The organism is Elusimicrobiales bacterium (genome assembly GCA_041651175.1).
GTDB lineage: Bacteria > Elusimicrobiota > Elusimicrobia > Elusimicrobiales > Elusimicrobiaceae > JAQTYB01.
The window spans coordinates 178,388-191,086 of record JBAZJT010000001.1; the positions used below are offsets into that span (position 1 = coordinate 178,388).

At 61.5% G+C, this 12,699-nt stretch carries 13 protein-coding genes; 9 read left to right on the forward strand and 4 right to left on the reverse strand.

The features are described from left to right. Positions 1–56: 56 nt before the first annotated feature. Genes WC421_00830 through WC421_00840 form a run of 3 tightly spaced genes read right to left on the reverse strand, consistent with a single transcriptional unit; the run spans position 57 to position 1,755 of the window. Positions 57–722 (reverse strand): energy transducer TonB, encoded by a 666-nt coding sequence (locus WC421_00830; GenBank protein ID MFA5160767.1) that lies wholly within the window; start codon positions 720–722, stop codon positions 57–59. After that, a complete protein-coding gene (locus WC421_00835; GenBank protein ID MFA5160768.1) occupies positions 719–1,126 on the reverse strand; it encodes a biopolymer transporter ExbD in 408 nt (135 codons plus the stop codon). Before WC421_00835 ends, WC421_00830 begins: the two co-directional genes overlap by 4 nt. Further along, positions 1,123–1,755, reverse strand: coding sequence for a MotA/TolQ/ExbB proton channel family protein (locus tag WC421_00840; GenBank protein ID MFA5160769.1), 633 nt, complete (start codon positions 1,753–1,755; stop codon positions 1,123–1,125). Before WC421_00840 ends, WC421_00835 begins: the two co-directional genes overlap by 4 nt. Before the next feature lie 55 nt (positions 1,756–1,810). Here WC421_00840 and WC421_00845 point away from each other — a divergent pair, with 55 nt between their 5' ends. Further along, positions 1,811–2,635 carry a class I SAM-dependent methyltransferase gene (locus WC421_00845; GenBank protein MFA5160770.1) on the forward strand — a complete coding sequence of 275 codons (825 nt, stop codon included), beginning with the start codon at positions 1,811–1,813 and terminating at the stop codon, positions 2,633–2,635. 129 nt (positions 2,636–2,764) lie between these two features. After that, on the forward strand, positions 2,765–3,841 hold the full coding sequence (locus tag WC421_00850) for a tetratricopeptide repeat protein (protein ID MFA5160771.1): 1,077 nt from the start codon (positions 2,765–2,767) through the stop codon (positions 3,839–3,841). A gap of 148 nt (positions 3,842–3,989) precedes the next feature. Here WC421_00850 and WC421_00855 read toward each other — a convergent pair whose 3' ends face one another. Continuing rightward, positions 3,990–5,273 (reverse strand): tetratricopeptide repeat protein, encoded by a 1,284-nt coding sequence (locus WC421_00855; GenBank protein ID MFA5160772.1) that lies wholly within the window; start codon positions 5,271–5,273, stop codon positions 3,990–3,992. A gap of 221 nt (positions 5,274–5,494) precedes the next feature. Between WC421_00855 and rlmN the strand changes: the two genes are divergently transcribed. The 7 genes from rlmN to dctP all read left to right on the forward strand — a co-directional run bounded on the left by rlmN (position 5,495) and on the right by dctP (position 12,589). Next, positions 5,495–6,529: a 23S rRNA (adenine(2503)-C(2))-methyltransferase RlmN gene (rlmN, locus tag WC421_00860; protein ID MFA5160773.1), complete on the forward strand. Its 1,035-nt coding sequence runs from the start codon at positions 5,495–5,497 to the stop codon at positions 6,527–6,529. Further along, entirely contained in the window at positions 6,526–8,553 is a 2,028-nt protein-coding gene (locus WC421_00865; protein ID MFA5160774.1) for a M3 family metallopeptidase, read from the forward strand. The genes rlmN and WC421_00865 overlap by 4 nt, the downstream gene beginning before the upstream one ends. A 63-nt stretch (positions 8,554–8,616) precedes the next feature. Further along, positions 8,617–8,811, forward strand: a complete 195-nt coding sequence (locus WC421_00870) for a DUF6485 family protein (protein MFA5160775.1) — start codon at positions 8,617–8,619, stop codon at positions 8,809–8,811. A gap of 18 nt (positions 8,812–8,829) precedes the next feature. After that, complete coding sequence (locus tag WC421_00875; protein ID MFA5160776.1) at positions 8,830–9,210, forward strand: RidA family protein; 381 nt, start codon at positions 8,830–8,832, stop codon at positions 9,208–9,210. Further along, positions 9,207–10,769 carry a 4-alpha-glucanotransferase gene (gene malQ, locus WC421_00880; protein ID MFA5160777.1) on the forward strand — a complete coding sequence of 521 codons (1,563 nt, stop codon included), beginning with the start codon at positions 9,207–9,209 and terminating at the stop codon, positions 10,767–10,769. Before WC421_00875 ends, malQ begins: the two co-directional genes overlap by 4 nt. A gap of 1 nt (position 10,770) precedes the next feature. Continuing rightward, entirely contained in the window at positions 10,771–11,604 is an 834-nt protein-coding gene (locus WC421_00885) for a TRAP transporter TatT component family protein (protein MFA5160778.1), read from the forward strand. Continuing rightward, positions 11,591–12,589: a TRAP transporter substrate-binding protein DctP gene (gene dctP, locus WC421_00890; protein ID MFA5160779.1), complete on the forward strand. Its 999-nt coding sequence runs from the start codon at positions 11,591–11,593 to the stop codon at positions 12,587–12,589. Before WC421_00885 ends, dctP begins: the two co-directional genes overlap by 14 nt. Positions 12,590–12,699: the final 110 nt, after the last annotated feature.

Below are 12,699 nucleotides of genomic sequence, written 5' to 3' on the forward strand. Positions count from 1 at the left end.
TGCGCGGGAATGTCCCGCTCTCCGCGATTTCCGGGTGAATTTTATCCGGGAGCAAGTCATTGCATTGTCCTGAACTCCACGTGAGCCGTCAACGTGTCCTGCCTGTAATCCGCCGGCAGGGGCGGGAATGGCGCGGCCTGCTCCACGCTGGCCAGCGCGGCGAAATCAAACAGCTTGTTGCCGGAGGATTTTTCTATGGACAGTCCCTCCACCCGGCCCGCGCGGCTGATTCTGAACTGCGCCACCGCGCCGATTGCCCCGGCATTGGGCATTCGCAGGGACCATTCGTTCCACAGGGCGGCGCGCACCTGCGTTATGTACCAGGGATAGGGGAAATTGGGGAAATCCGCGCTGACTCCGCCGGAAGAATCCTGCTGCGCGTCCGCATCCTGCCGCGCGGGCGCCGGGGCCGGCGCGGCGGCAGGCTCCGCTTTGGGCTGCGGCAGCCGGTATTTGGCCAGCACGCTGGGCGGAGAGAGTTTGTAGGGCCTGTCCGTTATCTCACGCGAAGCCGGGGCGGATTTTTGCGCCGTCTGCTGCGCGGCGGGCGGGGCCGGCTGCGCGGGCCGGACGGGCGCGGCCTCCTGCGCGGGCGCGCCCACAAAATCCACGGCGTATATCGTCTGCTGCGCCGCGCGGTTGAGCGCCGGCCTGAAAACAAGCAGCAGCGCCGCAGCCGCCGCAACATGAAACGTCCCGGAAAAAATCAGATACTGTTTCACTGCCTGTTTGCCACCGCTATGCCCAGTTTTCCCGCGCCCAGCTTTCTGGCAATATCCAGCACCAGCACAAGCTGTTCCACCGGCACGGATTTGTCCGCCTGCACCAGAACGGTGCGCTTGGCGGATTTGGAAAGGCGCAGGATAAGCTCGCGCTCCAGCGAACGCAGCGGGACGCGCTTTCCCTCCACCGTAACCGCGCCGCCCGGAGCTATCTGGATGTGGATGATGGAATCCCCCTGCGCCGCCGCGCCCTGCGACGATTTGGGCAGCTGCACCGTTATCTGCGACTGGACCAGGAAAGGCGTCATCACCATGAATATAATCAGCAGTATCAGCGCGACGTCTATGAGCGGTATCATGTTGATATCGGCCATCACGCCTTTGCCGGGGTTGTGGATTTTCATTTTAGTTCCGCCGCTTCGGCCTGGCGGGACTGGGCGGCGATTATCTCTTCGGACGCCCATTCCATCTCGCGTGTGAAATTGTTGGCGCGGGAGATGAAATAGTTATAGGCCAGTATGGCCGGTATGGCCACGAAAAGCCCGGCGGCGGTGTTGACCAGCGCCTCCGCTATGCCAGCAGCCACCACGGACGGCCCCGCGCCCGAATATCCGGCAAGGTCCTTGAACGCGCGGATAACGCCTATCACCGTGCCCAGCAGCCCCACGAAAGGCATGGTGCTGCCTATCGTGGCCAGAAAGGAAAGCCGCTTGTGCAACGCCTCCTCCTGGTACGAAATCGCGGCGGCGGCGTAGGCGCGCCGCTCCTCGGCGGAGCCGGAGGATTCCAGCACCTTTGCCAGCACATCGCCGGCTATGGTTTTGCCGTGGCGGCAGCCGTCCAGCGCGCGGCGCGAATCGCCGTTTTTTACGTGGCGCACGGCTTCCTTCGCCAGCCGGCTTGCCGCGCCGGCCTGTTTTCTGAAGAAATTCCACCGCTCAAATATGACCGCCAGCGAATAAACCGACGCCGCCGCCAACACTATCAGTATGATGCCGCCTGCGCGCAGAAGCTCCAGCAGTGAAAACTGCATTTTCCCCTCCGAAACGGGCTTTGCTCAGTATGAAGTAAATTATATCATTAGTGGGATGAAATGCCATAACCGCGCGCAATATGACGCGCATGCGGAGTTTTACCACCGCAAACGCAGAAGCAAAACCTCCGGCTACTGGAACGAATTCGTAGACTGGCCCGCGGTGCGCGCCCTCCTGCGCGGCGAGACGCGGGGCCGCCGCGTGCTGGACCTGGGCTGCGGAACCGGCATTCTGTGCGGGCGTTTCCGGGGGGCGGCCTCCGTAACCGGCGTGGACAATTCCGCCGCCATGCTGGCCATCGCCCGGCGCGGGAACCCTTCCGCCCGCTTTGTCCTTGCCGACGCCGCCCGCACGGGCCTTGCCTCCGGGGATTTTGACACCGTGTGCGCCGCGCTGCTGCCGCATTATTTCAGGGATTTGCGCCCGCTGTTTACCGAGGCGGCAAGGCTGCTCAGGCCGGGCGGGGTTTTCGTTTTTTCCATGCACCACCCTTTCGGCGAAATCACGGACTGCAAACGTGGGCGCATAACCGGGCCGTATTTCAGCCGCATCCGCTATATGTGGAACATGGGCGAAATGAAAATGGCCAGCTATCATCACACCATGGAAGACATCGCGCAAACCCTGCACCGCTGCGGTTTCGCCGTGGAGCAATTGCTTGAGCCGCGCCCGCTCCCCTCATCACGCAGACATGACCCGAAATCCTATGCGGCTGCCAGCCGCTATCCCTCTTTTTGCGCGGTAAAGGCCAGAAAAATTCCTGTTTGGAATGCGGATTGGGGCAAACCCGGAACACGGGCCGGAAACTGCCGCAACCCGTCCGCCAGCGCGGGCCGCGCAGCCAAAACCGGGGCTTTTTCCCGTCGGGGGCATATATAAAGTATTGACAAGGAAAGGCTTTTCATGTATATTAACTCTACCAGGGCTGCCTCCCTCACCTACCCCCCAAACCAAGGCAGCCCTGCCTTTTTTACCGGCGCGCGACATTCCTGAACAGAATTTGTTTTAATGAGCTTTATGCGGGGATTTTTCATTGCGTTTCTTGCGGCGGCGATTGCGGCGGCGGCATGGTTTTTCCACCGCCGGCCTTCCCCCGCGCCTGGCGCGGAGATGCAGCTTAAAGCAGCGCAGCGGCTTTACGAGGCCGGCGACATCGCGGGCGCGCTGGGCGCCTATTCCGCATTTATAGCCGGGCATCCGAAAAACGGGCTGGCCTTTATGTTCAGGGGACAGGCGCTGCTGAAAACGGGCGAGTACGACGCCGCCATCTCCGACATGAGCCGCGCCATTGCGCTTGGCTACCCGGACACGGAGGCCCATATCTGGCGCGGCGCCATATACGGGCGTTTTCTGGGCGACTGGGCGCGCCAGGCGGAGGACGCCTCCGCGGCGCTGGCAAAAGACCCCCTTTCGGTTGACGCGCGCTACATCCGGGCGCAGGCGCTGGCGCATATGCAGTCCTATGCGGAAGCGGAAAAGGAGATGAAAATAGTAGTAGGCATGAAGCCGGACGACCCGTTCATGCGCACGGAACTGGGGCGGCTGCGCCTGGCCGGAGGCGATGCCTCCGCCGCCCGCGCGGACGCGCGCCTGGCGCTGAAGCTGCACCCGAAATACTCCGACGCGCTGGTCCTGCTGGGAGATGCGGACATGTCCGCCGGTCTGCCCCTCGCCGCCGAGAAAAACTATTCCGCCGCGCTGAAAATTTTGCCCGCCCCGGCTGAAACGCGCGGCCTGCGCGCCCGCGCGCGGCTTATGCGCGGCGACACCGCCGGCGCGGCGCGCGACTTCCTGAAATCGCTGGAACTCTCCGGCCCGGCAGGCGCGCAGGACGCCCTTAACACGGCCCGGACGCTTTACAGGGCCGGACAGTTTGCCGCCGCGCTGAAATTCGCAGACGCCGCCGCGGCGGACAGCCATGCCGACGCCGCCGCATTCGAACTGCGCGCCCGCATACGGCACGAACTGGGCGACAATGCCGGCGCGCTTGACGACCTGCGCGTTTTCGCAAACGCGGACCCCTCCGGCGGCGAAAAATCCGCAAAAGCCGCCCTGCTCATCCGAAAAACCCAAAAATCAAAATAGCCTTGCCCGGAAACCGCCGTCCGGCGGCGGTTTCCGGGCAAAAAAGTCCCCGCCGCGACTGCCGCGGCGGGGACTTTTTTGCCCATTTTCAGCAATTGGCTGCAAAACCCGCAATCCGGCTGAAACATTCAGGCTGAACCGCTGCCGGTCAGGACGGCTTTCTAAGCGATTTCAGCCTGCTGCCCGCGCTCTTGGCCGCAGAGTTGCCGGCATAGCGGTCCGCCACCTGCTGGTATATCTCTACCGCCTTGTCGGGGTTGAGCAGATTTTTTTCGTAAACCATGCCTGCGTCAAAAAGCACGGACGGCGTGTCCGCATTGTCGGGATATTCGGACACGATACGCTCGCGCAGCTTGATTTCCTGGTCGTAGTCGCGCAGGTCCTTGTGCGATATCGCGGCGGCGCGCATCAGCGCGTCAAAACCTTTGGGGCCCTTGAGCTTGTCGGCCACGCGCACCAGCACGTTCACGGCGTCCTGCGGGCGCTTGAGCTTTTCAAACAGGATATTCGCTTCGGCAAACATCGCGTCCGATGCGGTGTCCTTGCCCTCGTAGAGGCGGGCTATTTTCTCGTAGACGTCCACGGCCAGTTCGTACTGCTTGTCGCCTTCCGATATTTTGGCCATCTGGTTGTAGGCCGTGCCGGCCTCGTCTGATGTCGCGAAATGGTCCACCACATACTGGTAGCATTCCAGCGCCCTGCCGTTGTTTTTGAGGCTGGTGTAATAAACATCGCCCGCCAGCCGCTTGGCCTTGGCCAGCAGCGCGCTTTCCGGGTAGACGGCCAGAATGCGCTCGTAGTCGTATACCGCTCCGAGATAGAGGCCCTTCCGTATCCTGAGCGCGGCGCGGGACATCAGCAGCTCGTCCATTTTCGGATAGCCCGGATTGCGGGCCATGAAATCCTCATACTCGCCAAGCAGCGGCTCGTAGAATTCCGCCCCGCCGATGTCGGACATATCTGTCAGGAACTTGGCCAGACGCGCGGTTTGGGAATCCGACGGGTTGACGCCGCGCAGCGCGTCCAGCAGCGGCTGGCGCAGCCTGCGGTCCACACGCTTGTCCAGCAGCGAGTTGAAAAGCGCCTTGGCCTTGAAATTCAGGGAAGATTCCGGGAATTCGTACACGTGATGGGCCAGGGTTGCCACGGCGGCTTTGTACCGCTCCAGCTTGATTTGCTGCTCCGCCTTGAATATCAGCGCGGCGGCGGCCTGCTCGCGCCCGCCGTTGGCGGAAAGCCAGGCATCCGTGTCTTCCAGCAGGGCGGCGGCAAGCTCCGGGCTGGGATTGTCGGCCTGCTCGTTGAGAAATTTCCATTCGCGGGCGGCGGTTTCCTCAGGATTGGATTTGGGCGCAGCCTGTTCCGCGCGCGCGGCCCCGGTAAAGGCCGCGAAAAGACAAATAGCCGCCGTCAGACAAGAAAACTGCTTCATACCATCCTCCATGCCGGGTGATTATGTAATATAATACCTCTTTGACGGGGCGGCGTTCAATAGCCGCGGATATCCATGGAAGAAACCCGCCTTGCCGCGGGAAGTTTTATCCGCAAGATTGAACACGGGTTTTCACGGGTTATTCCGGCTTTTTTCTGATGAAAAAGGACGGCGCGGGACAAAAATATCGATTTTGGCCCCAAAGCTTATTCGGGAGCGATATGAACTTTGAATCTCTCAAGAAATATGCGAAAAAAGAAGGGCTGCCGGGCTACCGCGTCTCGCAGATGAGGCAGGCGGTTTTCTCGGCTGCGGTCTCCTCGTGGCTGGACGTGTCCTCGCTGCCGGAGGACATGCGGCTCAAACTGGAGGAGGAGCAGCCTATTCTCTCGTTCTCGGCGGAGAGCGTGCTGCGCTCCAGGTCCGGCAACTGCTTCAAGGCGCTGGTGAAGCTGCGCGACGGGCTGAAGGTGGAAACCGTGCTGCTCTCCCCCATGAAAAACAGGTGGACGGTCTGCGTCTCCACCCAGGTGGGCTGCGAGGTGGGCTGCGCCATATGCGCCACCGGAAAGATGAGATTCCGCCGCAACCTTTCGGCGGAGGAAATAACGGACCAGCCGCTTTTCTGGCAGCAATTTCTGAAAAAAGAGGGCGCGGGGGAGCGCGTGGGCGCAGTGGTTTTCATGGGAATGGGGGAGCCGCTGCTCAATTACGCCGCCGTGGTGAAGGCGGCGGGCGATATTTCCGACCCGCAGTATCTGGGCATAGGCCAGCGGCACATATCCATTTCCACCTGCGGCCATGCGGGGGCGATAATGGCGCTGGCCGCGGACCTGCCGCAGGCTAATCTGGCGCTGTCGCTCCATTCCGCGGACGAGGAGGAGCGCAGCCGCCTCGTCCCCATGAACAAGAAATACGGGCTTGAGACTCTGGCGCGCGCGCTGGAGAAATACATAAGCAAAACCGGGCGGCAGGTTTTCATAGAATACGCCGTCATCCCCGGCGTCAACAACACGCCGCGCCATATGCGCCTGCTGGTGAAATGGATAACGGACATAGACAAAAGCTATCTCATTTGCGTGAATTTGATTCCGCACAACCCCTGCGGCGCGGGCGCCCCGGACGAGGAGGCCGCAACGCGCTTTGCCGCCGCGCTGACGGGAATGGGGATGCAGGCCACGGTGCGCAAAAGCCTGGGCGCGGACATCAAGGGCGCCTGCGGGCAATTGTTCGCGGAGCAGGGAGAGAAACCATGAACAAACTTCTGGCCGCCGGAATAATCGCCGCCTCCGGCCCGGCGGCGGGCGATATTCCGTCAAAAACCGATGCGCTGGCTTTTGACCGCGCCTCCGCCGCGCAGATAACGGCAGCGGGCGGAGATTCGCTTAAAAAACTGGCCGCCCGGCTGGACGCGATAGCCGCCCTGCCACAAGACAGGCGCGGTTTTGCCGATACCGCGCTGGCGCTGGAAAACGCGCTTTCCGATTTTGAGGATGAAACCACCCCGCTGACGTTTATGGCTTATGTCTCGGAGGACGCCGCCGCGCGGGACGCCGCCGCGAAGCTTGAGGAGCAGTCGGGCCGCTGCATGGTGGATGTGTTCACCCGCAAGGACCTCTTTGAAGCGGTGAACGCCGCCGCCCGCAAAACCCCCGCCCTGCCGCCGGAAGACTCATTTCTTATGGAGCGGCTGCTACTGGAATTCAGGCGCAACGGCCTGGCCCTGCCGCCGGAGCAGCTGGAGGAGTTCCGCCGCCTCAAGAAAAACCTGGTCGCGCTGGAACTGGAATTTGACAAAAATATACGCGATTACAAGGACCACATAGAGGTTTCCACCCCCCAGCTTGCGGGCATGGGGCAGGGTTATACAGACGGCCTGGCCAGAACCGCAGACGGGAAATTCATCATAACGATGGACTACCCGGATTATCTGCCCTTCATGGACAATGCCCACGACGACGACGCCCGCAAATCGCTGGAATTCAAATTCAACAACCGCTGCGTTCCCGGCAATATCGCGCTGCTTGAATACACGCTCGGCCTGCGGGACCGGCTGGCAAAAATGCTGGGCTATAAAAACCACGCCGAGTTTGTGCTGGAAGACAGGATGGCCGCCCGCCCGGACCGGGCGGAGGATTTTCTTGAGCGGCTGGCCGGCAAGCTGGAGCCGAAAGCCAAAAACGAGCTGGCCGCCATGCGCGCGCTGCGCCTGAAAGAGACCGGGCAGGACCTGCCGCTGGCCGCCTGGAATCTGCGCTACTGGGACAATTTCCGCAAGCGCGCCGAATTCAACGTGGACAGCGAAAGGCTCCGTGAATACTTCCCCGCCGAACAGACCATAGCGGGGATGCTGGACATTTTCTCCGGCATGTTTAATGTTAACATAAAGCCCGCGGACCTGCCCGCGTGGAGCAAAGACGTAAAAGCCTATATTGTGGCCGAAAAAGCCGGCGAGCCGCTGGGATATTTCTATCTGGACCTTTATCCGCGCGACGGGAAATACAAGCACATGGCCTGCTTCCCGTTAAGGAAGGGAATGGCAAAACCCTCCGGCGGCTACCGCAGCCCGGCGGCGGCGATAGTGGGCAATTTCTCAAAGCCTTCCGCGGGCGCGCCCGCGCTGCTGCGCCACGGCGAGGTGGAAACCCTGTTCCACGAATTCGGCCACACGCTGCACAACATTTTCACAAAGGCGAAATACGCCTCGCTGTCCGGCACTTCGGTGCAGCGCGATTTTGTGGAAACCCCCTCCACCCTGCTGGAAAACTGGGTGTGGGAGCCGGAGATAATAAGGCGGCTGTCCTCCCATTACAAAACCGGAGCGAAAATGCCGGAAGAGGACATTGCCCGGCTGGTAGCCAGCCGCAACGCAAACTCGGGCATGATAAATATCCGGCAGGTGTTTCTGTCGCTGCTGGACATGGCCTATCACACCTCCCGGCATCCAGACACCACCGGCATTTACAGCTCGCTCCAGAAAAAGACGATGCTGGTCCCCATGACGGAGGGCACAAACCCGCAGGCCGCCTTCGGCCACCTGATGGGCGGCTACGACGCGGGCTATTACGGCTATCTGTGGGCGCGGGTCATCTCGGCGGATATTTTCTCGGTGTTCAAAAAGCGCGGCATCACCGACCCCGCCACGGGAGAAAGCTACAGAAAGCTGATTCTTTCCACGGGCCGCGTGCCGGACGAGAACAAACAGATAGCCGCCTTCCTGGGCCGGCCTTTCAGAGAGGACGCCTTTATTTCCGCGCTGGGCCTCTCCGGCGGACGCTGACCGCGGCGGCGAAATTGACTTTCCGCGGCGGGGTTTATACCATCTAAATGACCGGAGGTTTGTATGGAATGTAAAAAAGCCCGGAACGCGGCTTCATGCAAATGCACGCACTCTTCCTGCTCCAACCGGGGAATGTGCTGCGACTGCGTGGCCTATCACCGCGAGGCGGGCCAGATACCCGGCTGCTTTTTTGACGAGAAATCCGAGCGGGAACACGACCGCTCCACAGAGTTCTTTATCAAAAGCCGCTCCGCGTAACCCGCTCAGGAGGATTTCATGGAGAAAAAAATCATCGTTTCCGAAGCCATTCCCAAGGCGGTGGGGCCGTATTCCCACGCGATACACGCGGGCGGCACGGTCTACACTTCCGGCGTGCTGCCGCTGGATGCGGTTACCGGCCAGCTGGCCGGCGGCGACATAAAAACCCAGACCGAAAAAGTGATGGAAAACCTAGACAACACGCTTAAGGCCGCCGGCATGGGGCTGGAAAACATAGTCAAAACAACGGTTTTCCTGACCAATCTGACCGATTTTGCCGATATGAACGAGGTTTACGGCAAGGTTTTCAAATCCAATTATCCGGCGCGCACCACCGTGCAGGTCGCCGCCCTTCCCAGGGGCGCGATGGTGGAGATAGAGGCCGTCGCCGTCAAGTGAACGCGCGCCGGGCCGGAATTCTGCTGCCGCTTTTCTCCATGCGCTCGTCCTCGGACTGGGGGACGGGCGACTTTTCCTCGCTGGCGCTGTGGGCGCGGCTGGCCGGGCGGCACGGCGCGAAAATCATACAGATACTGCCGGTGCATGAAATGCCCCCGGAGCAGGAATGCCCCTACACCGCGCTGACCGCCTTCGCGCTGGAGCCTGCATATATAGACGTTTCCTCGGTTGAGGATGTGCTGCAATGCGGCGCCACGCGTAAAATCCTGAATTCCCGCAAGACCAAAGCGGAGCTGCGCGCGCTCAACAAAAGCGCGGCGGTTGATTATGCCCGCGTCAAAACCCTGAAATACAAGATACTATGGGAAGGCTTCCGCCATTTTCAGAACAGCCCGCAGGGGCGCGGCGGCGCGCGCGGCGCGGAATTTGCGGAGTTCAGGCGGCGTTCCGGCTGGTGGCTGGAGGATTACGCGCTTTTCCGCGCGGCAAAGGACGTTTTCGGCTGGTCCTCGTGGACGCAGTGGGAGGACGGCCTTAAAAACCGCGACGAGGCGGCATTGTCCGCCTTCCGGGCAAGGAATTCGGAGCAGATAGAATTTTTTGAATATCTTCAATGGCTGGCGGATTCGCAGTTGCGCGCCGCGCGCCGGGCCTGCTCCGAAGCCGGGGTATTGCTGTTCGGCGACCTGCCTTTCATGGTCAGCCAGGAAAGCGCGGATGTCTGGTCGCATCCCGGGGTTTTTGACATAAATTCCGAAATCGGCGCGCCGCCGGACCAGTTCTCCGCAGAGGGGCAGTTCTGGGGGCTGCCGGCTTACCGCTGGCCGGAAATGGAGGCGGACGATTTCAAATGGTGGCGCGCGCGCATAAGGCGCGCCCGCGAGATTTACGACATTTTCCGGCTGGATCATGTGATAGGCTTTTTCCGCACCTGGGTCGCGCCGAAGGACCGAGCGCAAAAACCGCATTTTGACATTGAGGACGAGGCCGCCCAGCAGCGCCGGGGCGGGCGTTTCCTTACAATGGTGCGGGAGGAGGCCGCGCCCGGATTCCCGGTGGCGGAGGATTTGGGCGTAATCCCCCCGTTCGCGCGCGAAACCATGGCCCGCCTGGACATTCCGGGCTACAAAGTGCTGCGCTGGGAGCGCGGCGCGGACGGCTCTTTCCTGAAGCCGGAATCGTACCCGCCGGTATCGCTGGCGGCCTCCGCCACGCATGACACCGACACACTGCGCCAATGGTGGCAAACCATGCCGCAGGATGAGAAGGCGAAACTTTGGGACATGCTCTCCGGCGGGAAATCCGCCGCGCCTGCGGCATTTTCCGCGGGGGCGCGGAAAAAACTGCTGAAACGGATTTTCGCGGCGGGTTCCGATACCGCGGTGGTGCTGGCGCAGGATGTGTTCGGGCTGGAGGGGCGCATAAACATCCCCGGCACGGTCGGCCCGCATAACTGGACATACCGCTTCCCGAAACCGGCGGAGGAAATGGAATCCTCGGCCAAATTCCGCGCCGGGCTTGAGACTTTCAGCCGGCTGCTCGGGGAAACAGGGAGATGACATGCGCATAGCTGTTTTTATGGCTCTGGCGGCGGCGCTGTGCGGCTGCTCGCTCAACCGCATAGCCGCAAGGCAGACCGGCGATATTATCCGGCGCGGAATGCCCGTCTATCTGGAAGACGGCGACGAGCAGACCGCGCGGGAGACCCTGCTTTCCTCCGTCAAGCTGACGGAGGCCGTGCTGCAAAGCGACCCGCAAAACAGCGGCATTCTGGAAACCCTGGCGCAGGGGTACTGCGGCTACGCCTTTATGTTCGCGGAGGATGCCGACCCGAAGCGGGCCTCGCTGTTTTACAAGCGGGGGGAGGAGTTTTCGCGCCGGATTCTGGCCGCGCGCGGCATAATAGCGCCGGAAGGGGATTTTCTGAAAAAACCGCTGCGCGCGGCGGACGCGCCGGCGGCTTTCTGGAACGGCTTCTGCCGCGCGGGATACGCCCAGCTTAATCTGGACGATACCGACGCCATAGCCGACATCTCCCGCATAGACGCGCTGCTGGACGCGGTATTGGAGGCCGACCCTTCGTATTACTACAACGGCGCGCATGCGCTCAAAGGCGCGCTGCTGGCCGCCAGGCCGCCCATGTTCGGCGGCGACCCGGCGCAGGCGCGCCGGCATTTTGAGGCCGCGCTTTCCGGCCCGGGGGCGGATTTCCTGCCGAACAAATTCGCCTACGCCAAAACATATGCCGTGCGCGTCCAGGACGCGGAACTGTTTGACAGGCTGCTTAAAGAGGTGCTGGACGCATACGACAGGCTGCCGCAGCAGCGGCTGGCCAACACCGTCGCAAAAACCAAAGCCCGGAAATTACTGGAGAAAAAAGATGACCTGTTTTAAGATTGCGCTTATAGCCGCCGCGCTGGCCGTTCCGGCGCAGGCCCAGACCGTCATAAAGTTCGCCACTCTGGCGCCGGAAGGCTCCACCTGGATGAAGGAGATGGGCGGCTTTGCCGCCGACGCGGAAAAAGCCACCGCCGGACGGGTCAAATTCCGCATGTACGCCGGCGGGGTACAGGGCGACGAGAAGGATGTGCTGCGCAAAATCCGGCTGGGCCAGCTTCATGCCGGCGGCTTCACCGGCGTGGGCATAGGCGAGGCCGCGCCGAAGCTGCGCGTCATGGATTCGCCTTTCCTGTTCAAATCGTCCGCGGAAGTTGACTATATCAACAAACTGTATGACGCCGAGTTCCGCAAGTACCTGGAAGACGGCGGTTTTGTGCTGCTTGGCTGGGCGGATGTGGGTTTTGTCCACATGTTCACAAACGAGCCGGTGCGCGCGCCCGAGGACCTTAAAAAAACAAAGATGTGGATATGGGAGGGCGACCCCATCGCCGCCGCCGCGTTCAAGGCGATGAATGTGTCCCCCGTGCCGCTTTCAATCACCGATGTTATGACCTCGCTGCAGACCGGGCTGATAAACGGGGTTTACGGCTCACCGCTTTCGGTGGTGGCGCTGCAATGGTTCCTGCGGGTGAAATACATGTTCGCCCTGCCGATAGCCAATGCCGCCGGCGCGGTGCTGGTGTCCAAAAAGGCTTTTGACCGGCTTTCGCCGGAGGACAAAAAAACGCTGCTGGAGCTGGGCGCGCGGCATTTCGCCCAGCTGACGGAGCAGAGCAGGCGCGACAACAAATCCGCCGAGGCTACCCTGAAAAAGCAGAAAATCGCCATAACCGAGCCCGCCGGACCCGAAGTTGTCGCCCGGTTTGAGGCGATGGGGCTGGAGGCCAGGAAATCGCTGGCCGGCAGGCTCTATCCGGCGGAGCTGCTGGAGCGCATAGAGAAATCCCTGGCCGAGCGGCGCAAACCCGCCGCGAAATAATAGACTCATTCTCCGCACTTTGACAGGCGGCGAATAGCGGGGCGGCAAATTTGTAGAATGCAATTGCCGCAGGGCTTTGTGCCGCGCATTCGCGGCGGGACAAACCCGCG